Annotated in this window: 21 protein-coding genes; 20 read left to right on the forward strand and 1 reads right to left on the reverse strand. The window is 60.5% G+C overall.

Annotation, left to right across the window (positions count from 1 at the left end; all coding sequences use genetic code 11):
• The 20 genes from C8C89_RS12500 to C8C89_RS12595 all read left to right on the forward strand — a co-directional run bounded on the left by C8C89_RS12500 (position 1) and on the right by C8C89_RS12595 (position 18,855).
• A complete protein-coding gene (locus C8C89_RS12500) occupies positions 1-477 on the forward strand; it encodes an NADH-quinone oxidoreductase subunit B (protein WP_010399733.1) in 477 nt (158 codons plus the stop codon).
• A gap of 17 nt (positions 478-494) precedes the next feature.
• Positions 495-1,088: an NADH-quinone oxidoreductase subunit C gene (locus C8C89_RS12505; RefSeq protein ID WP_101482092.1), complete on the forward strand. Its 594-nt coding sequence runs from the start codon at positions 495-497 to the stop codon at positions 1,086-1,088.
• Positions 1,088-2,341, forward strand: coding sequence for an NADH-quinone oxidoreductase subunit D (locus tag C8C89_RS12510; protein ID WP_010399731.1), 1,254 nt, complete (start codon positions 1,088-1,090; stop codon positions 2,339-2,341). Before C8C89_RS12505 ends, C8C89_RS12510 begins: the two co-directional genes overlap by 1 nt.
• Before the next feature lie 12 nt (positions 2,342-2,353).
• A complete protein-coding gene (gene nuoE, locus C8C89_RS12515; protein ID WP_035820520.1) occupies positions 2,354-2,833 on the forward strand; it encodes an NADH-quinone oxidoreductase subunit NuoE in 480 nt (159 codons plus the stop codon).
• Complete coding sequence (gene nuoF / locus C8C89_RS12520) at positions 2,830-4,125, forward strand: NADH-quinone oxidoreductase subunit NuoF (RefSeq protein WP_010399729.1); 1,296 nt, start codon at positions 2,830-2,832, stop codon at positions 4,123-4,125. The genes nuoE and nuoF overlap by 4 nt, the downstream gene beginning before the upstream one ends.
• A 22-nt stretch (positions 4,126-4,147) precedes the next feature.
• The gene (gene nuoG / locus C8C89_RS12525) at positions 4,148-6,481 is read left to right on the forward strand and encodes an NADH-quinone oxidoreductase subunit NuoG (protein WP_101482091.1); all 2,334 of its coding nucleotides are present in this window, start codon (positions 4,148-4,150) and stop codon (positions 6,479-6,481) included.
• Positions 6,481-7,563 (forward strand): NADH-quinone oxidoreductase subunit NuoH, encoded by a 1,083-nt coding sequence (gene nuoH / locus C8C89_RS12530; protein WP_133990143.1) that lies wholly within the window; start codon positions 6,481-6,483, stop codon positions 7,561-7,563. The genes nuoG and nuoH overlap by 1 nt, the downstream gene beginning before the upstream one ends.
• Before the next feature lie 14 nt (positions 7,564-7,577).
• Entirely contained in the window at positions 7,578-8,066 is a 489-nt protein-coding gene (gene nuoI, locus C8C89_RS12535; RefSeq protein WP_010399726.1) for an NADH-quinone oxidoreductase subunit NuoI, read from the forward strand.
• Between the two features lie 65 nt (positions 8,067-8,131).
• The gene (locus tag C8C89_RS12540) at positions 8,132-8,764 is read left to right on the forward strand and encodes an NADH-quinone oxidoreductase subunit J (RefSeq protein ID WP_034779507.1); all 633 of its coding nucleotides are present in this window, start codon (positions 8,132-8,134) and stop codon (positions 8,762-8,764) included.
• Positions 8,761-9,069, forward strand: a complete 309-nt coding sequence (nuoK, locus tag C8C89_RS12545; protein ID WP_010399724.1) for an NADH-quinone oxidoreductase subunit NuoK — start codon at positions 8,761-8,763, stop codon at positions 9,067-9,069. The genes C8C89_RS12540 and nuoK overlap by 4 nt, the downstream gene beginning before the upstream one ends.
• Before the next feature lie 46 nt (positions 9,070-9,115).
• Positions 9,116-11,215, forward strand: coding sequence for an NADH-quinone oxidoreductase subunit L (gene nuoL / locus C8C89_RS12550; RefSeq protein WP_101482089.1), 2,100 nt, complete (start codon positions 9,116-9,118; stop codon positions 11,213-11,215).
• Positions 11,216-11,244: 29 nt separating this feature from the next.
• Positions 11,245-12,744, forward strand: a complete 1,500-nt coding sequence (locus C8C89_RS12555; protein ID WP_101482088.1) for an NADH-quinone oxidoreductase subunit M — start codon at positions 11,245-11,247, stop codon at positions 12,742-12,744.
• 16 nt (positions 12,745-12,760) lie between these two features.
• Complete coding sequence (gene nuoN / locus C8C89_RS12560) at positions 12,761-14,263, forward strand: NADH-quinone oxidoreductase subunit NuoN (RefSeq protein WP_096236656.1); 1,503 nt, start codon at positions 12,761-12,763, stop codon at positions 14,261-14,263.
• A 3-nt stretch (positions 14,264-14,266) separates the two neighbouring features.
• Positions 14,267-14,596 carry a DUF2818 family protein gene (locus C8C89_RS12565; RefSeq protein WP_133990145.1) on the forward strand — a complete coding sequence of 110 codons (330 nt, stop codon included), beginning with the start codon at positions 14,267-14,269 and terminating at the stop codon, positions 14,594-14,596.
• A gap of 192 nt (positions 14,597-14,788) precedes the next feature.
• The gene (locus C8C89_RS12570; RefSeq protein ID WP_101484641.1) at positions 14,789-15,346 is read left to right on the forward strand and encodes an NUDIX hydrolase; all 558 of its coding nucleotides are present in this window, start codon (positions 14,789-14,791) and stop codon (positions 15,344-15,346) included.
• 8 nt (positions 15,347-15,354) lie between these two features.
• The gene (locus C8C89_RS12575; protein ID WP_166674721.1) at positions 15,355-16,050 is read left to right on the forward strand and encodes a hypothetical protein; all 696 of its coding nucleotides are present in this window, start codon (positions 15,355-15,357) and stop codon (positions 16,048-16,050) included.
• Positions 16,051-16,062: 12 nt separating this feature from the next.
• Positions 16,063-16,776: a 2-C-methyl-D-erythritol 4-phosphate cytidylyltransferase gene (ispD, locus tag C8C89_RS12580; RefSeq protein WP_101482085.1), complete on the forward strand. Its 714-nt coding sequence runs from the start codon at positions 16,063-16,065 to the stop codon at positions 16,774-16,776.
• Between the two features lie 17 nt (positions 16,777-16,793).
• The gene (gene ispF / locus C8C89_RS12585) at positions 16,794-17,294 is read left to right on the forward strand and encodes a 2-C-methyl-D-erythritol 2,4-cyclodiphosphate synthase (protein ID WP_133990150.1); all 501 of its coding nucleotides are present in this window, start codon (positions 16,794-16,796) and stop codon (positions 17,292-17,294) included.
• Between the two features lie 37 nt (positions 17,295-17,331).
• Complete coding sequence (locus tag C8C89_RS12590; protein WP_133990152.1) at positions 17,332-18,495, forward strand: PQQ-dependent sugar dehydrogenase; 1,164 nt, start codon at positions 17,332-17,334, stop codon at positions 18,493-18,495.
• A gap of 57 nt (positions 18,496-18,552) precedes the next feature.
• Positions 18,553-18,855: a hypothetical protein gene (locus tag C8C89_RS12595; RefSeq protein WP_101482082.1), complete on the forward strand. Its 303-nt coding sequence runs from the start codon at positions 18,553-18,555 to the stop codon at positions 18,853-18,855.
• Between the two features lie 10 nt (positions 18,856-18,865).
• On the opposite strand, the gene C8C89_RS12600 is transcribed toward C8C89_RS12595, so the two are convergent.
• Complete coding sequence (locus C8C89_RS12600) at positions 18,866-20,098, reverse strand: MFS transporter (protein ID WP_133990154.1); 1,233 nt, start codon at positions 20,096-20,098, stop codon at positions 18,866-18,868.

Genomic DNA, 20,098 nt, shown 5'->3' on the forward strand with positions numbered 1-20,098 from the left:
ATGGCTATTGAAGGCGTATTAAGCGAAGGTTTCATCACCACCTCGGCCGACAAGCTGATCAACTGGGCGCGCACCGGGTCTATGTTCCCGATGACGTTCGGTCTGGCCTGCTGTGCGGTCGAAATGATGCATGTGGGCGCAGCCCGCTACGATATGGACCGTTTCGGCGTCGTGTTTCGTCCGTCGCCGCGTCAGTCCGACGTCATGATCGTTGCCGGCACCCTGTGCAACAAGATGGCGCCGGCCTTGCGCAAGGTCTACGACCAGATGGCAGAGCCACGCTGGGTCATCTCGATGGGTTCCTGCGCCAATGGTGGCGGGTACTACCATTACTCCTATTCTGTGGTGCGCGGCTGCGACCGCATCGTGCCTGTCGACGTGTATGTGCCTGGCTGTCCTCCGACCGCTGAAGCCTTGCTGTACGGCATCATGCAGTTGCAGAACAAGATCAAGCGTACCAGCACGATCGCACGCTAACCGGGCCGCTTCAGATTATGACAACACATTTAGAAGTATTGCAAAACGCCCTCGGCACTGCCCTGGGCGATCGCGTTAGCACGACGGTTGCGCTGGGCGAAGTCACCCTGGTCGTCAAGGCCGAGGACTACCTGGCCGTGATGCAGACCTTGCGCGACGATCCGACCCTGCATTTCGAGCAATTGCTCGACCTGTGTGGCGTCGACTACTCGACCTATGGCGACGGTAGCTGGGATGGCCTGCGTTTTGCGGCCGTCTCGCACTTGCTGTCGGTTAAGCACAACTGGCGCGTGCGCGTGCGCGTATTCGCACCCGACGACGACATGCCGCTGCTGCCCTCCGTGGTGAACATCTGGCGTGCCGTCAACTGGTATGAGCGCGAAGCGTTCGACTTGCTGGGCATCCTCTTCGAAGGCCACAACGACTTGCGCCGCCTGCTGACCGACTACGGTTTCATCGGCCATCCGTTCCGCAAGGATTTCCCCGTCTCCGGCTATGTCGAGATGCGCTACGATCCGGAACAGAAGCGCGTGATTTACCAGCCCGTGACGATCGAGCCGCGGGAAAACGTGCCGCGCGTGATCCGCGAAGAACATTACGGGATGAAATAATGGCTGAGATTAAGAACTACACCCTGAACTTTGGGCCACAGCATCCGGCCGCGCACGGTGTGCTGCGCCTGGTGCTGGAGATGGATGGCGAAGTCATCCAGCGTGCCGACCCGCATATCGGCCTGTTGCACCGCGCCACCGAAAAGCTGGCCGAGCAAAAGACCTATCTGCAATCCGTGCCGTACATGGACCGTCTCGACTATGTGTCGATGATGTGCAATGAGCATGCGTACGTGATGGCCATCGAAAAGATGCTGGGCCTGGAAGTGCCGCTGCGCGCGCAATACATCCGCGTCATGTTCGACGAAATGACGCGCATCCTGAATCACCTGATGTGGCTGGGCACCCACGCGCTGGACGTTGGCGCCATGGGCCCGTTCCTGTATTGCTTCCGCGACCGCGAAGACTTGTTCGACGCCTACGAGGCAGTCTCGGGCGCGCGCATGCACGCAGCCTACTACCGTCCGGGCGGCGTGTACCGCGACTTGCCGGACGCAATGCCGCAGCACAAGGCGTCGATCATTCGCAACGCCAAGGCGATTTCCAAGCTGAATGAAAACCGCCAGGGTTCCCTGCTGGACTTCATCGAAGACTTCGCGCGCCGTTTCCCGAATTCCGTGGACGAGTACGAAACCTTGCTGACCGACAACCGTATCTGGAAACAGCGTACCGTCGGCATCGGCGTGGTGTCGCCGGAAGATGCGCTGGCCATGGGCTTTACGGGCGCCATGCTGCGCGGCTCGGGCGTGCAGTGGGACTTGCGCAAGAAACAGCCGTACGAAGTGTACGACCTGATGGATTTCGACATTCCTATCGGCACCAACGGCGATTGCTACGACCGCTACCTGGTCCGCGTGGAAGAGCTGCGCCAGTCGAACCGCATCATCAAGCAATGCGTGGAGTGGCTGCGCAACAATGAAGGTCCTGTCATGACCAGCAACCGCAAGGTGGCGCCTCCGGGCCGCGTCGACATGAAGACCAACATGGAATCGTTGATTCACCACTTCAAGCTGTTTACCGAAGGTTTCCACGTGCCGCCAGGCGAGGCCTACAGCGCCGTGGAACATCCGAAGGGCGAGTTCGGCGTGTACCTGGTGTCCGATGGCGCCAACAAGCCGTACCGCATGAAACTGCGCGCGCCAGACTACGCTCACTTGCAGTCGCTCGACGAGATGGCGCGTGGGCACATGCTTGCCGACGCCGTGACCATCATCGGGACGCAAGATATCGTGTTCGGCAGTATTGACCGCTAAGAGGCAAAAAGTATGTTGTTATCAGAGCAATGCTATAAGAAAATTGACCGCGAGCTGGCCAAGTACCCGGCCGACCAGCGTCAGTCGGCCGTCATGGCCGCGCTGGCCCATGCCCAGGATGAACTGGGCTGGCTGGCGCCGGAAACCATGAAGGAACTGGCCGATTACATCGGCATGCCGGCGATTGCCGTGCAGGAAGTGGCCACGTTCTACAATATGTACAACGTCAAGCCCGTGGGCAAGCACAAGATTACCGTGTGCACCAACCTGCCATGCGCCCTGTCGGGCGGCGTGCGCGCTGCAGAGTACCTGAAGCAGAAACTGGGTATCGATTTCCGCGAAACCACCGCAGACGGCCAGTTCACCCTGGTTGAAGGCGAGTGCATGGGTGCTTGCGGCGATGCGCCTGTCTTGCTGGTCAGTAATAAAACCATGTGCAGCTGGATGTCGAACGAGAAAATCGACGCCATGCTGGAGGAACTCAAGAAATGACGTCACTCCACAACCGCCATATCGATCCATTGATCCTGAAGGATCTGGATGGCAAGAACTGGCATTTGCAAGACTATGTGAACCGCGGCGGCTATTCGGCCCTGCGGCGTATCCTGGAAGAGAAAATCACGCCGGAACAGATCATCGCCGACCTCAAAGCTTCGTCCTTGCGCGGCCGTGGCGGCGCGGGTTTCCCTACCGGCTTGAAGTGGAGCTTCATGCCGCGCCAGTTCCCGGGTCAAAAATACCTCGTCTGCAATACAGATGAAGGCGAACCGGGTACTTTCAAGGACCGCGACATCATTCGTTACAATCCCCATGCGCTGATCGAAGGCATGGCCATTGGCGCTTATGCGATGGGCATCACCGTCGGCTATAACTATATCCACGGTGAAATCTTCCAGGAATACCTGCGTTTCGAAGAAGCGCTGGAAGAGGCGCGTGCCGCCGGTTTCCTGGGCGACAAGATCATGGGCAGCGAATTCTCGTTCCAGTTGCATGCGCACCATGGTTATGGCGCTTACATCTGCGGCGAAGAAACGGCCCTGCTCGAATCGCTGGAAGGCAAGAAAGGCCAGCCGCGCTTCAAGCCGCCTTTCCCCGCCTCGTTTGGCCTGTACGGCAAGCCGACGACGATCAACAACACGGAAACCTTCGCGGCCGTGCCCTTCGTGCTGAACATCGGTCCAGAGAAATACCTGGCGATGGGCAAGCCGAACAATGGCGGTTCGAAGATCTTCTCGATCTCGGGCGACGTGGAAAAACCGGGCAACTATGAAGTGCCGCTCGGCACCCCGTTTGCGACCCTGCTGGAACTGGCAGGCGGCATGCGCGGTGGCAAAAAGATCAAGGCCGTGATCCCTGGCGGTTCGTCCGCTCCGGTGATCCGCGGCGACATCATGATGCAGACCGACCTGGACTATGACTCGATCGCGAAAGCCGGTTCGATGTTGGGTTCGGGTGCTGTCATCGTGATGGACGAAACACGCTGCATGGTGAAGGCGCTGGAACGCCTGTCCTACTTCTATTTTGAAGAATCGTGCGGCCAGTGTACGCCTTGCCGTGAAGGCACAGGCTGGATGTACCGCATGGTGCATCGCATCGAGCAGGGGCAGGGTCGTCCAGACGACCTGGACATGCTCAACTCGATCGCCGACAACATCCAGGGCCGCACCATTTGCGCGCTGGGCGATGCGGCTGCCATGCCGGTACGGGCCTTCATTAAGAATTTCCGTGAAGAATTTGAATATCATATCGAGCACAAGCATTGCTTAGTGCCCGCATATATCTAAGCTGCGTCAGGTAACGATCACCATGGTTGAAATCGAAATAGACGGCAAAAAAGTCGAAGTCCCTGCTGGTAGCATGGTGATGGACGCCGCCAACAAATTGGGAACCTACATTCCGCACTTCTGCTATCACAAGAAATTGTCGATCGCAGCGAACTGCCGCATGTGCCTGGTCGAAGTGGAAAAGGCGCCCAAGCCTTTGCCCGCTTGTGCGACCCCGGTCAGTGCCGGCATGATCGTGCGCTCCGCCAGCGATAAAGCTGTGCAGGCGCAAAAGTCGGTCATGGAATTCTTGCTGATTAACCACCCGCTTGATTGCCCTATCTGCGATCAGGGCGGCGAATGCCAGTTGCAAGACTTGGCAGTGGGCTACGGCAAGAGCGAATCGCGCTACAAGGAAGACAAGCGCGTGGTGCAGCCGAAGGAAGCCGGTCCGCTGGTTTCCATGCAGGAAATGTCGCGCTGCATCCAGTGCACCCGTTGCGTACGCTTTGGCCAGGAAGTGGCCGGCGTGATGGAGCTGGGCATGATCGGCCGCGGCGAACACTCGGAAATCGTGTCGTTTGTCGGCCAGACGGTCGACTCCGAACTGTCGGGCAACATGATCGACCTGTGCCCCGTCGGCGCACTGACCTCGAAGCCATTCCGTTACAGCGCCCGTACGTGGGAACTGTCGCGCCGCAAATCGGTCAGCCCGCATGACGGTCTGGGTACCAACTTGATCGTGCAAGTGAAAGCTGGCAAGGTCAAGCGCGTATTGCCACTGGAAAACGAAGCTGTCAACGAGTGCTGGATCTCGGACAAGGATCGTTTCTCGTACGAAGCGCTGGACAGCGCTGAACGCCTGACTTCCCCGATGCTGAAACAAGGCAACGAGTGGAAAGAAGTCGATTGGCAAACGGCGCTGGAATACGTGGCGCACGGTTTGAAAAATATCAAGCATGAGCATGGCGCTGACGCCATCGCCGCGCTGGCCACCCCGCATTCGACCGTCGAAGAGCTGGTCCTGCTGCAAAAAGTCGTCCACGGCCTCGGTTCCGAGAACGTTGACTTCCGCCTGCGCCAGACCGACTTCGCGCTCGATGCCGGCGTCAAGCCATGGCTGGGCATGCCGATCAATGAATTTGGCCAGATCAAGCGCGCCTTCGTCATCGGCTCGTTCCTGCGCAAGGATCACCCATTGCTGGCTACGCGTCTGCGCGCGTCCGTCAAGGGCGGCGCCAAGCTGTCCATCCTGCACGCCTCGGACGATGATCAACTGATCACCATCGCCAACAAGATGATCGTGGCGCCTAGCGATTGGCTGGCGGCCCTGTCGGAAGTGGTCGCTGCTGTTGCTAAAGCGAAAGAAATCGCCGCGCCAAACGGTTTTGAAGCGGTGACCGCTTCGGACGTGGCTGTCGCCATCGCCGCCAGCCTGATGGCTGGCGATCATGGCGCCGTGCTGCTGGGTAACGCGGCAACGCAACACCCGCAAGCGTCGCAACTGCATGCTGCCGCGCAATGGATCGCCGAACAGACGGGCGCCAAGCTCGGTTACCTGACGGAAGCGGCCAACACGGTTGGCGCGCACCTGGTCGCCAAGCCGCGCACCAATGTGCAAGCTGCCTTTGCCGTGCCGAAGAAAGCTTACGTGCTGCTGCACGCCGAGCCGGAACTCGATGCTGCCAATCCACAAACGGCCCGCGCCGCCCTGGATGGCGCCGACATGGTCGTGGCGATGTCGGCCTTCAAGCACGGCATGGATTACGCCGATGTCTTGCTGCCGATCGCGCCGTTCGCTGAAACCTCGGGTACCTTCGTGAACTGCGAAGGCCGCGCGCAAAGCTTCAACGGCACCGTGAAACCGCTGGCGGAAACCCGTCCAGCCTGGAAAGTGCTGCGCGTGCTGGGCAACATCCTGGGCCTGGCCGGTTTCGACTACGACACCTCCGAAGCGATCCGCGACGAAGCGTTTGGCGCTGGCGTGACCGATCTGTCGGCACAGCTGAACAATATCGCCAAGAACGCACCGGAAGCGGCAAGCTACGCACCGGCTTCGCCGGCGCTGCAACGCATCGCCGACGTGCCGATCTACTTCGCCGACGCGCTGGTACGCCGCTCCGAACCTTTGCAACGCACGGTCGATGGTGCCGCGCCGCAAGCGCACCTGTCCCTGGCGCTGGCTGACAAGCTGGGCATCAAGGCAGGCGACAAGGTCAAAGTGGCGCAAGGCTCCGGCAGCGCCATTCTGGTGGCGGCTATTCATGCCGGCTTGCCAGCCAATGTGGTCAAAGTGTCGGCGGCGCATGCCTCGACGGCTAGCCTGGGCGGCATGTTCGGTGACATCACAGTTGAAACAGCAGAGGGGAAAATCTGATGGCTCTGCCTGAATTTGTAAACGTCATCAACAGCGGTGGCCAGGATTTGCTGGGCGGCTCCTGGCCGTTCTTCTGGACCCTGATCAAGATCCTGTGCGTGCTGTTGCCGCTGATGGGCCTGGTTGCCTACCTGACCTTGTGGGAACGCAAGCTGATCGGCTGGATTCAGATCCGTGTCGGCCCGAACCGCGTGGGCCCATTGGGCTTGCTGCAGCCTATCGCCGATGCGCTGAAACTCTTGTTCAAAGAGATCATCATCCCGTCCAAGGCCGCCAAGGGCCTGTTCGTGATCGGCCCGATCATGACCATCATGCCGGCCCTGGCTGCCTGGTCGGTCGTGCCGTTCGGTCCGCAAGCCGTGCTGGCCAACGTCAACGCGGGCTTGCTGATGCTGCTGGCGATTACCTCGATGGAAGTCTACGGCATCATCATCGCCGGCTGGGCGTCGAACTCGAAGTACTCGTTCATGGGCGCCATGCGCGCTTCGGCACAGATGATTTCGTATGAAATCCCGATGGGCTTCGTGATGGTCATCGTGCTGATGGTATCGGGCAGCCTGAATTTCATCGACATCGTTGGCGGCCAGCAAATCGGCTTCTTCGCCGACAAGGGCGTGAACTTCCTGTCGTGGAACTGGTTGCCGCTGCTGCCGATGTTCGTCATTTACCTGGTGTCGGGCCTGGCTGAAGCCAACCGTCACCCATTCGACGTCGTCGAAGGCGAGTCGGAAATCGTTGCCGGCCACATGGTCGAGTACTCGGGCATGGCCTACGCCATGTTCATGCTGGCTGAATACGCCAACATGATACTGATCGGCGCCCTGGCTTCGATCATGTTCCTCGGTGGCTGGTCCGCACCATTTGCTTTCCTTGAGTTCTGGGGTGGTTTCGGCGGCTTCTTCTGGCTGTTCGCCAAGACCTTCTTCATCGTGTCGGTGTTCATCTGGGTGCGCGGTACTTTCCCACGCTACCGTTATGACCAGATCATGCGCCTCGGCTGGAAAGTGTTTATCCCGTTGACGCTGGTCTACCTGGTCTTCGTCGCTGCCTGGATGCAGACATCCTGGAATATTTGGAAGTAAGAGAGTGCATACGAATGGATAAGGTAAAAGATTTCTTCAGCAGCCTCTTGTTAGGCGAGCTGATCAAGGGCATGGCGCTGACAGGCAAGTACATGTTTTCGCGCAAGATCACGGTGCAATTCCCGGAAGAGAAGACACCGATCTCGCCGCGTTTCCGTGGCTTGCACGCGCTGCGCCGCTACCCGAACGGCGAGGAACGTTGCATCGCCTGCAAACTGTGCGAAGCAGTTTGCCCGGCGATGGCCATCACGATCGAATCGGAACAGCGTGACGACGGTTCGCGCCGCACCACGCGTTACGATATTGACTTGACCAAGTGCATCTTCTGCGGTTTCTGCGAAGAGTCCTGCCCGGTCGATTCGATCGTCGAGACGCAAATCCTGGAATACCACGGCGAGAAACGCGGGGATTTGTATTACACGAAAGAGATGTTGCTGGCCGTGGGTGATCGTTATGAAAATGACATCGCCGCTGCGCGCGCCGCCGACGCACCTTATCGCTGATGGATGCGCCGTAGCCTCTGGCTGCGGCGCGCCCCTCGTTCATCTGTACGTCTATTGGGTTTTTTATGGACTTTAAAACAATTTTGTTTTACGCCTTTGCGCTGATCTTGATTCTGGCAGCGACGCGCGTTATCACGGCCCGTAATCCGGTCCACGCAGTACTGTTCCTGGTACTGTCCTTCTTTTCCGCAGCGGGCATCTGGATGCTGCTGCAAGCTGAATTTCTGGCCATCGTGCTGGTATTGGTGTATGTCGGCGCCGTGATGGTGCTGTTCCTCTTCGTGGTCATGATGCTCGATATCAATATCGACCGCATGCGCGAAGGTTTCTGGGGCTACCTGCCGCTGTCCGTGACGGTGGGCGTGATCATCGTGCTGGAAATGGCCGCTGTCCTGTGGCACGGTTTCCGCAACTTTGCGCCTAGCATCGCTCCGGTGAACGTCAATCTGGGCGGCACCAAGGAACTGGGCCTGCTGATCTACACGAAATATGTGTTCGCCTTCGAGATCGCTGCCGTCGTGCTGCTGGTGGCCATCGTTGCCGCGGTTGCACTGACCCTGCGCAAACGCAAGGACACCAAGCATTTTGCTCCGGGCGATGCGGTACGCGTCAAGCGCAACGACCGCCTGAAGATCATCAAGATGGACGCGGTCGTCGAGCGTCCTGCGGCTGAGCCGGAAGTTAAGGAGGCACCATGACATTATCGCTCACACATTTTCTGGTCCTGGGCGCGATCCTGTTCGCAATCTCGATCGTCGGTATTTTCCTGAACCGCAAGAACATCATCGTATTGCTGATGGCAATCGAATTGATGCTGCTGGCGGTGAATATGAATTTCATCGCGTTCTCCCATTTCATGGGCGACGCGGCCGGTCAGATCTTCGTTTTCTTCATCCTGACGGTTGCCGCCGCTGAGTCGGCTATCGGTCTGGCTATTCTGGTGGTGATGTTCCGTAATCTGGATACCATCAACGTCGAAGACCTGGACAGCCTTAAAGGCTGATGTTTTTCAGACTCGATCTCTCGAATAATAACGATTAAGGTTCATCATGGCGGGGCAACTCCTCAACCCTAACCTCCTTCTTGCCGTACCGCTGGCGCCGCTGGCCGGTGCCGCGATTGCAGGTTTGCTTGGCACCCAGTTCCTGGGTAATTTGGTCGGACGCAAGACGTCGCATACCGCGACGATCCTTGGCGTACTGATTGCGTTCATCCTGTCCGTGCAGACATTGCTGGCAGTGATGGATGGCGCGACATTCAATGGCACGATCTATAACTGGATGACGATCGGCACCCTGAAGATGGAAGTGGGCTTCCAGATCGATTCGCTGTCGGCGATGATGATGTGCGTGGTCACCTTCGTCTCCCTGATGGTGCACATCTACACGATCGGCTACATGAAGGACGACGAAGGCTACAACCGCTTCTTCGCCTACATCTCGCTGTTCACGTTCTCGATGCTGATGCTGGTCATGGCCAACAACTTCCTGCAACTGTTCTTCGGTTGGGAAGCCGTGGGCCTGGTCTCTTACCTGCTGATCGGCTTCTGGTACCAGCGTCCGACGGCCATCGTGGCCAACATGAAGGCTTTCCTGGTCAACCGCGTGGGCGACTTCGGCTTCATCCTGGGCATCGGCCTGCTGCTGGCTTACGCCGGCACCATGAACTACCAGGAAGTGTTCGCGAAGAAAGACGAATTGGCGCTGTTGAGCTTGCCTGGTACCGACTGGGCGCTGCTGACCGTTGCCTGCATCTGCCTGTTCATCGGCGCGATGGGCAAATCGGCGCAGTTCCCGCTGCACGTATGGCTGCCTGACTCGATGGAAGGTCCTACCCCGATCTCGGCACTGATTCACGCCGCGACGATGGTGACGGCTGGTATCTTCATGGTCTCGCGCATGTCGCCGCTGTTCGAACTGTCCGACACGGCACTGTCCTTCATCTTGGTGATCGGCTCCATCACGGCGCTGTTCATGGGTTTCCTGGGCATCATCCAGAACGACATCAAGCGCGTCGTCGCTTACTCGACTCTGTCGCAACTGGGCTACATGACTGTCGCGCTGGGCTCGTCCGCGTACTCCGTGGCCGTGTTCCACCTGATGACGCACGCATTCTTCAAGGCGCTGCTGTTCCTGGGCGCCGGTTCCGTCATCATCGGCATGCACCATGACCAGGACATCCGCAACATGGGCGGCCTGCGCAAGTACATGCCGATCACCTGGATCACGTCGCTGGTCGGTTCGCTGGCCCTGATCGGCACGCCGCTGTTCTCCGGTTTCTACTCGAAAGACAGCATCATCGAAGCCGTCGAAGCAACGCACATCTGGGGTGCTGGCTTTGCCCAGTTCGCCGTACTGGCTGGCGTCTTCGTTACCGCGTTCTACTCGTTCCGCATGTATTTCCTCGTCTTCCACGGCAAGGAACGTTTCGGCCAGGCGCATGCGCACGGCCATGACGACCATCACGCACCGAAAGCGGCCCATGGCGCGCACGGCGATGCACATGATGACCATCACGAAGAGGAAGAGGATGACCACGGCCACCACGGTCTGGAACCTGGCCAGAAGCCGCATGAATCCCCATTCGTCGTGTGGTTCCCGCTGGTGATGCTGGCGATCCCGTCGCTGCTGATCGGTTACCTGACTATCGGCCCGATGCTGCATGGCGATTTCTTCAAGGGCGTGATTTTTGTTGGCGAAAACCATCCAGCAATGGAAGAGTTGTCGCATGAATTCCACGGCGCGATGGCGATGGCGATCCACGGCCTGTCGACGGCTCCGTTCTGGCTGGCATTGTCCGGCGTGGTGGCAGCCTACTACTGCTACATGGTCAACCCGCGTGTACCGGCCTGGTTCTTTGCCAAGTTCCACGCGATCCACACCCTGCTGGACAACAAGTACTACATGGACAAGTTCAATGAAGTCGTGTTCGCCGGCGGTGCCCGCTTGCTGGGTAATGGCCTGTGGAACTTCGGTGACAAGAAGCTGATCGACGGTTTCGTCGTCAATGGCAGCGCCAAGGTTGTCGCCTGGCTGTCCTCGCTGTCGCGAGTGTTGCAGACCGGCTACATCTATCACTATGCATTCGTGATGATCCTGGGCGTGCTGGGCTTCCTGATCTATTTCCTGCCATTCTGGCCCGCTAAGTAAGCTGACCTGATAAAAGAATACTGAGAACCATGATGCAGTCTACGATTTCTACACTACCTCCTTACCTGAGTCTGTCGATCTGGGTGCCGATCATTTGCGGCGTCCTGGTCCTGGCTCTCGGCCGTGACAGCAAAGCGGGCTTTACCCGCTGGCTGTCGCTGGCTGGCGCGGTGCTCAGCATGCTGTGCACCTTGCCGCTGATCCAGCATTTCGACAACGCCGCACACGGCATGCAATTCGTCGAAAAAGCACCGTGGATAGCCACCTTCAATATCTGGTACTCGCTGGGTATCGACGGCCTGTCGCTGTGGTTCATTCCACTGACGGCCTTCATCACGGTCATCGTCGTCATTTCGGCCTGGCAAGTGATCGAGAAGCGCATCGCCCAGTACATGGGTGCCTTTTTGATCCTGTCGGGCCTGATGATCGGCGTGTTCTGCGCGCTGGACGGCTTGCTGTTCTACTTCTTCTTTGAAGCAACCCTGATCCCGATGTTCATCATCATCGGTATCTGGGGTGGTTCGAACCGCGTGTACGCGTCGTTCAAGTTCTTCCTGTACACCTTCTTCGGTTCGCTGCTGACCCTGGTTGCCATCATCTACCTGCGCAATGTGACGGGTAGCTTCGACATCCTGGCCTGGCATGCATTCAAGCTGACGATGAACGAACAGATCTTCATCTTCCTGGCCTTCCTGATGGCCTTCGCGGTGAAAGTGCCGATGTTCCCCGTTCACACGTGGTTGCCGGACGTCCACGTGGAAGCGCCTACCGGTGGTTCCGCCGTGCTGGCCGCCATCATGCTGAAACTGGGCGCCTACGGCTTCCTGCGTTTCTCGCTGCCGATCACGCCGGACGCCAGCCACTACCTGTCGGGCTTCATGATCGCCTTGTCGCTGATCGCCGTCATCTATATCGGTCTGGTTGCCCTGGTGCAAACCGACATGAAAAAACTGGTCGCCTATTCGTCGATCGCGCACATGGGTTTTGTCACCCTGGGCTTCTTCATGTTCAACGACATCTCGGTGCAGGGCGGTATCGTGCAGATGGTCTCGCACGGCTTCATCTCCGGCGCGATGTTCCTGTGCATCGGCGTGCTGTATGACCGCATGCATACCCGCAACATCGCCGACTACGGCGGCGTCGTAAACCGCATGCCGAAATTTGCCGCCTTCTTCGTGCTGTTCTCGATGGCCAACTGCGGCTTGCCAGCGACTTCCGGCTTCGTCGGCGAGTTCATGGTGATCCTGGGCGCGGTGAAATACAACTTCTGGATTGGTCTGCTGGCTGCAACGGCACTGATCTGGGGCGCGGCGTACTCGCTGTGGATGGCCAAGCGCGTGGTGTTCGGCAAGATCAAGAACAAGCATGTGGCCGAATTGACCGACATTAACAAGCGTGAATTCTTCATGCTTGCTGTGCTGGCCATCGCCGTGCTCGTGATGGGTCTGTACCCAGCCCCGTTCACCGACACGATGCAAACTTCGGTTGCCGACCTGTTGCAGCATGTCGCCATCAGCAAGTTGCCTTAAATAGAAGACCGATAACATGACTAATGCACCTAATCTGGTACCGCTGTACGCGGAAATCTTTCTGCTGATCGCCACGTCGGCGCTCTTGCTGATCGATATGTTCTTGCCTGCGGCGAAGCGATCGATCACCTATGCGCTGTCGCTGCTGACTTTGGCAGGCTGCGCCTTGCTGACCGTGGGCGACTTCAACGCGGGCACCACCGTCTACACGTTCCACAACATGTTCGTGTCGGATCCGATGTCGCAGCTGTTGAAACTGTTCTCGTACGGCGCCGTGGCGCTGACCCTGATCTACTCGCGTGCCTATGCCACCGACCGCAGCATGCTGTCGGGTAACCTGGGCGGCGAGTTCTACGTGCTGGCCCTGTTTGCACTGCTGGGCCAGATGATCATGATCTCGGCCAACAACTTCCTGATCATCTACCTGGGTCTGGAACTGATGTCGCTGTCGCTTTACGCGCTGATCGCCTTGCGCCGTGACAATGCCAAGGCCACGGAAGCGGCCATGAAATACTTCATCCTGGGCGCGCTGGCTTCCGGTTTCATGTTGTACGGTATCTCCATGCTGTACGGTGCCTCCGGCACGCTGGACCTGGGTGAACTGCGCGTGGCGCTGGAAAACGGCAAGACCAACGGCACCATCATGGTCTTCGGCCTGGTCTTCCTGGTAGCCGGCCTGGCCTTCAAACTGGGCGTCGTGCCATTCCACATGTGGGTGCCTGACGTGTATCAAGGTTCGCCGACAGCCGTGACCCTGCTGCTGGGCGGCGCGCCGAAACTGGCCGCGTTCGCCATCACCCTGCGTTTGCTGGGCGAGGGCTTGCTGCCGATGGCGCATGACTGGCAGCAAATGCTGCTGGTACTGGCCGTGATGTCGCTGGCTATCGGTAACTTCACCGCTATCGCGCAAACCAATTTGAAGCGCATGCTGGCGTACTCGACCATCGCGCAAATGGGCTTCGTTCTCCTGGGTCTGCTGTCCGGCACCGTCGATGCGCCGAACAACACCCTGAACGCGGCTGGCGCGGCCACCGCCTATGGCGCCTCGATGTACTACGTCATCACCTACGTGTTCACCACCCTGGGTACCTTTGGCGTGATCATGTTGCTGGCACGTAATGGTTTCGAAGCAGAAGAACTGGCCGACTTCAAGGGCCTGGGCAAACGCAGCCCGATTTTCGCGCTGGTGATGACCCTGTTCATGTTCTCGCTGGCCGGCGTGCCGCCGCTGATGGGCTTCATGGCCAAGTACTCGGTGCTGGCCTCCGTGCTGGCTACCGGCCAGCTGTGGCTGACCATCGCTGCCGTGCTGTTCTCGCTGATCGGCGCCTTCTACTACCTGCGCGTCGTGAAAATGATGTGGTTCGACGAGCCGACGGACACCAACGCGCTGGTCGTGCATGGCGACATGCGCGTCGTGCTGGCCCTGAACGGCGTGTTCGTCCTGGCCCTCGGCGTGATGCCTAACAGCATCCTGGCTGCCTGCGCGACCGCCATTACCAAGACCCTGGCGTCCTGACCGATGGATGTCACCGCCTCGAGCTGGCTGGTGATCGCCCTGGGTATCCTGGGCGCCAACCTGCCATTCGTGAATGAGAAACTGTTTGCCGCCGTGCCCCTGAAAAAGGCGGCGCAGGCAGAGGACGGCAAAGGCTGGCGCAAGCCGCTGGCGCTGCGCCTGCTGGAGATGGTGATTCTGTACTTCATCGTCGGCGCCGTGGCGTTCGCGCTCGAAGCGCGCATCGGCAACGGTTTCCCGCAGACGTGGGAGTTTTACGCCATCACCGGATGCCTGTTCCTGGTACTGGCCTTTCCCGGCTTCGTAACACGCTATCTGCGCAAACGTCGCTAGAACGCTGACCAAACCTGCTGCGCGTCGCGCTTTGCGGCCTGCGATGCTCACTGTGCTACAGCACAGTTCCGCTTCTCAGCCACAAATCACTGCCGCTCGCTACGGCTTTGTCAGTGTTCCTCCCCTCCGAAAGCGGCGCCTCTGGCGCCGTTTTTTTTTATTGAGCATAATCAAGGTATGGATACAGAACGCATGGATATGAATTTAACTGAAACCAAGGTGGACGGCGAGCTCGTCTACCAAGGGGGCTTCTTGCGCGTGCAGCGCGACCGTGTCGCCCTGCCTGACGGCAAGATCACGGCGCGTGAATTCGTCCTGCATCCTGGCGCCGTCGTCATCCTGCCGCTGCTCGACGATGGCACGGTGCTGATGGAACGCCAGTACCGCTATCCGCTGGACCGGGTCTTCATTGAATTCCCGGCTGGCAAGATCGATGCGGGAGAATCGCACCTGGCTTGCGCCCAGCGCGAATTGCTGGAGGAAACGGGCTACACGGCCAGCGACTGGCAATTCGTCTCCACCATCCATAACGCCATCGCCTATTCCGACGAGCACCTGGAACTGTTTCTGGCGCGCGGCCTGGTGGCCGGCGAACGCCAGCTCGACGAGGGCGAATTTCTGGAAACGTTTACCGCCACGGTGCCGCAGCTGCTCGACTGGGTCAAGGATGGCACGATCACGGATGTGAAAACCGTCATCGGTATCTTCTGGCTAGACAAAATTACCAGCGGCGCCTGGCAAGCGGCTTGATCCTGCGCATGCGTACGGCTCTTTTCCTGCTGCTTGCCTGTGTCACCGTGGGTGCACAGGCGCAGGCGCGCACGCCGTTCCAGGTGCGCTGCGAAGACACGATCAGCAAGACGGTGTCCGTGCTGACGGCGCAGCAGAACGGCTACAGCATCGATACGCATCTGCCGTACAAGGCCCTGACGGTGATGAAGGGGACGGCGCGCGCGAATACCTGGGTGCTGGGATTGACCAGGACGGATTCGCGTGTGGCCATCGCCCTGGCCGGCCCCATGCTGCAGGATCCGGCCAGCGGCTATGAATGCGTGGCGCCGCAGATTACCGTGACCCTCACGTATGCGCCCGTGGTGATCTATATCGGCCGCGAGTTTGCTCCCGGAACTTGCGCGTATGATGAAATACTCACGCATGAGCTGCGGCACATGAAAACCTATATGGAACACTTGCCGCGCGTGGAAAAGACTGTGCGCGCCGCCCTGGCCAAGCGCTTCGAGGCGCGGCCCTTGTATGCGCCCAGCGGCACGGCGAAGGCGGCGCTGGCGCGCGAGATCGACACGGGCTGGTTGCCATACGTCAAGGCCGAAATGCGCAAGGTGGAAACCTTGCAGGCGGCCATCGATTCGCCGCAGGAATATGCACGCCTGGGCAAGGCGTGCAAAGGCGAGATCCAGAATATCCTGTCGGGCAAGGCAGCGCCCGCCAACTAGACAAGGAATGGCATGACAGCAGCACCGAACACGGTCCGCCACTTTGCGCTGATCCCCGCCGCCGGCGTGGGCGCGCGCATGGAAGCGGGCAGCCCCAAACAATATTTACCCATCGCGGGCAAGCCCATGCTGCGCCACGCGCTTGACGCCTTTCTCGCCAGTCCCCTGATCGCGCACACGTATATCGTCGTCAGCGCAGACGATGGGCAGATCGATGGGCTTGTGCCAGATCAAGGCGCCGGGTACGGCGTTACCGTGTTGCGCTGCGGTGGCGCCACGCGCATGGAAACGATCTTGAATGCCTTGCAGGCCTTGCACGGCAGCATCGATGCCCTCGACCAGGTGCTGGTGCACGACGCGGCGCGACCGGGCCTGACGCCAGCGCTGATCGGCAAGCTCATCACTGAAGTGGGTGACCATCCGGCCGGTGGCTTGCTGGCCTTGCCCGTGGTCGACACCGTCAAGCGGGCAGGGCCGGGCAGCCTGTCGGCGCAGACGGTGCCGCGTGATCACCTGTGGCTGGCGCAGACGCCGCAAATGTTTTCCTATGCCTTGCTGCACCGGGCCCTGTCGCAGGCGCCCGACCCGCACGCCATCACGGACGACGCCAGCGCCGTCGAAGCCCTGGGCCTGGCGCCCAGGCTGGTCGAAGGCCATCCGCGCAATCTGAAGGTCACTTTACCGCGCGACATACACACGGCCGAGCTGTACCTGGCACATCCTTGAATTCCAGAGAGACCCGCATGAACACAACGACTCCCGTACTTCCTTTCCGCATCGGCCAGGGCTATGACTGCCACGCGCTGGTGGAAAACCGCGACCTGATCATCGGCGGCGTGAAGATTCCCCATCACCTGGGCTTGCTGGGCCATTCCGATGCGGACGTGCTGCTGCACGCGATTACCGACGCCATCTTCGGCGCCGCCGCGCTGGGCGACATCGGCCACCATTTTCCCGATACGGATGCGCAATTCAAGGGCGCCGATTCGCGCACCCTGCTGCGCGAAGCCGTGCGCCGCGTGCAAGCCACCGGTTATATCATCGGCAATATCGACGCCACCATCATCGCCCAGCGCCCGAAGATGGCACCGCACATCGCCGCCATGTGCGCCAACGTGGCCGAAGACCTGGGCGTCGCCGTGGGTCAGGTCAACATCAAGGCCAAGACGAATGAAAAGCTGGGCTACCTGGGCCGTGAAGAAGGCATCGCCGCCGAAGCCGTGGCCTTGCTGCTGCGCGCCTGAGACACCACTTTCGCATCATTCACTGACAGGAGAGAGCATGTTCCAGTTACGCCGCACCAGCATCTTGCTTGCATGGGCATTGGCCGCCGCGCCGTCGGCCTGGGCCGAACTGCAAGCCACGGGCGAACCGCCCGCCGCGAAACAGGGATGGAAGGCCGAGACGGTCGCCGAAGGCGTGCGCCAGCCTTGGGGCATTGCCTGGCTGGGCGACGGGCGCGCGCTGGTGACCAGCAAGCAGGGTAGCTTGCATTTGCTGAATGGCAAGACTTTTACCGACGTGGCGCTGGAAGGCATGCCCAAGGTGTTTACGGGCGGGCAGGGCGGCTTGCTCGATATCGTGGTGCATCCGCAGGATGCCAGCAAGCCGAATCCGCGCGTGTACATGACGCTGTCAACGGGCACCAATGACGCGAACCGCACGACCCTGGTGCGCGGCGTATTCGACGGCAAGAAGGTGACGGGCATCCAGACCCTGTTCAAGGTGGCGACCGACAAGAGTGGCGGCCAGCACTTCGGCTCGCGCCTGTTGTGGTTACCGGACGGCACCTTGCTGATGAGCGTGGCCGACGGCGGCAATCCGCCGCTGCGCATAGGCGACCGCCTGGCGCGCGAGCAGGCGCAAAACCTGGCCACGCACCAGGGTTCCATCCTGCGCCTGACGGAAGATGGCAAGCCGGCGCCCGGCAATCCGCTGGCGGCCAAGGGCGCCTTGCCGGAAATCTGGTCATATGGACACCGCAACGTGCAAGGCCTGGCGCTCGACCCCGTTTCCGGCCGCGTGTGGGCCACGGAACATGGCCCGTATGGCGGCGACGAGCTGAACCTGGTGGTAGCGGGTGGCAACTACGGCTGGCCACTGCAAAGCTATGGCGCCGACTACAAGACGCATGAACCCGTCGGCAAGCATGAAGTGGCGGGCATGATCAATCCGAGCGTGGCCTGGGTGCCGTCGCCGGCGCCGTCAGGGCTGGCCGTCTACACGGGCGACAAGATTGCCGCCTGGCGCGGCAGCATCTTCAGCGGCGGCCTGGCGGCCAAGGATATACGCCGCATCGCCGTCGATGCGAATGGCAAGGTGACGGGGCAAGACCGCCTGGCAATCGGCGCGCGCGTGCGCGACGTGCGCCAGGGACCGGACGGCTACCTGTATGCGCTGACGGATGAGGACAACGGCCGCTTGCTGCGCATCGTGGGGCAGTAGTACGGCAGGCGCCATCTTCGCTTAAGATGGCGCCTTTACTCAAGACAAGGTGGCGGCATGGCCCGTGATACTTATGCATACCGGCACGTTGCCGTCGAATCGCGCGCCATCGATGGCCGCGTGGAAATTCGCCCCGTGCCGGGCCAGGCCTTTTCGCCCGAACTGGCCGTGCAGTGTTCGCGCCGCCTCGTGGACCTGCAGCGCTACCCGCTGGGCAGCCGTTTTTTATTGTTCGCCAAGCTGACGGACCGCCTGGGCGGCACGCCCTTCCTGTATGCGTATCACGGTGACGCGGACGTCTTGATGACGCCGGCCGAAGTCTTGAAATTCCTCGGCGAATTTCGGCGCGGCCGCATCTGATACTACTTTCCTACGATGCGATGCAGGACGCGCCGGCCTTGGCGCTGGCCTGCGGCTTGCCGAAGAGCGCGATCGTCAACGCGCAGCCAAGGGCGAACAGGCCGCCCACCACCATCGCGCTCGATACGCCCAGCCGGTCGACGGCCATGCCACCGAGCAGGGCGCCGGACGCCAGCGACACTTGCACAATCGCAACAAACAGCGCGCTGCTGCCTTCCATCAAGTCCGGTGCCGCCTTGAACATCCACGTTTGCACGGCGATCGGCATGGCGCCGAAACCGAAGCCCCACACGGCCACCAGCAGCATGGCGGCGAGCGCATGGCTGCCGAACGCGGCCAAGGCCAGAGTGGACAGGCCCAGCACTGCACCTGTGACCATTAGCGCGGCCCGTTCGTAGCGGCCGGCGGCCCAGCCGCCCACGAGGTTGCCGATGAAGCCGGAAGCGCCATATACCAGCAGCATGGCGCTGACCGTGCCGGCGGACAGGTGCGAAATTTGCGTGAGGAAGGGTGCGATATACGTGTAGGCGGCGAACTGGCCCGTGAACAGCATGGCCGTGGCGATCAGGCCCAGCCTGGCCTTGCGGATGCCGAAAATCATCGGCAACTGGCGCAAGCGGATGGCCTGTGTCGGTGGCAGCTTGGGCAGCAGCAACAACTGGCCGAGGAAGACCAGCACGGCAATGGCGCTGGCCGCGCCGAAGGCGACCCTCCAGCCCACCAGTTCGCCCACCAGCGCGCCGGCCGGCACGCCGGCCACCGTGCCCAGCGAGACGCCGGCGAAGATGATGGACATGGCGCGCGACGCATGTTGCGGCGCCACCAGGCGCGGGCCGATGGCGCTGCCGATCGCCCAGAAGCCGCCGACGCCCACGCCCAACATGGCGCGGCCCAGTAATATCGCCCCATATGAGGGCGCCAGCGCCACCAGCAGGTTCGAAGCGACCAGCAGGGCGGTGAGTGCCAGCAGCACGATGCGGCGGTCCAGGCGGCCCGAACCGACGGTGACGAAGATGGCGGCAAACGCGGCAACGATGCCGGGCGTGGTGATCATCAGCCCCGCCTGGCCCTTGCTGATATCCAGTTCGGCAGCCATGGCCGGCAGCAGGCCGACGGGCAGGAATTCTGACGTGACGAGGGCGAAGGCGCCGATGCCGACCGATAAGACGGCCAGCCAGGGCGCCACGGTGGTATCGTTGCTGGTGGCCGCCGGGGCGGAGGGGGAAGCAGGTGGTGTTTGCAT

It is taken from the genome of Janthinobacterium sp. 75, from assembly GCF_004365495.1.
Classification (GTDB): Bacteria; Pseudomonadota; Gammaproteobacteria; order Burkholderiales; family Burkholderiaceae_D; genus Janthinobacterium.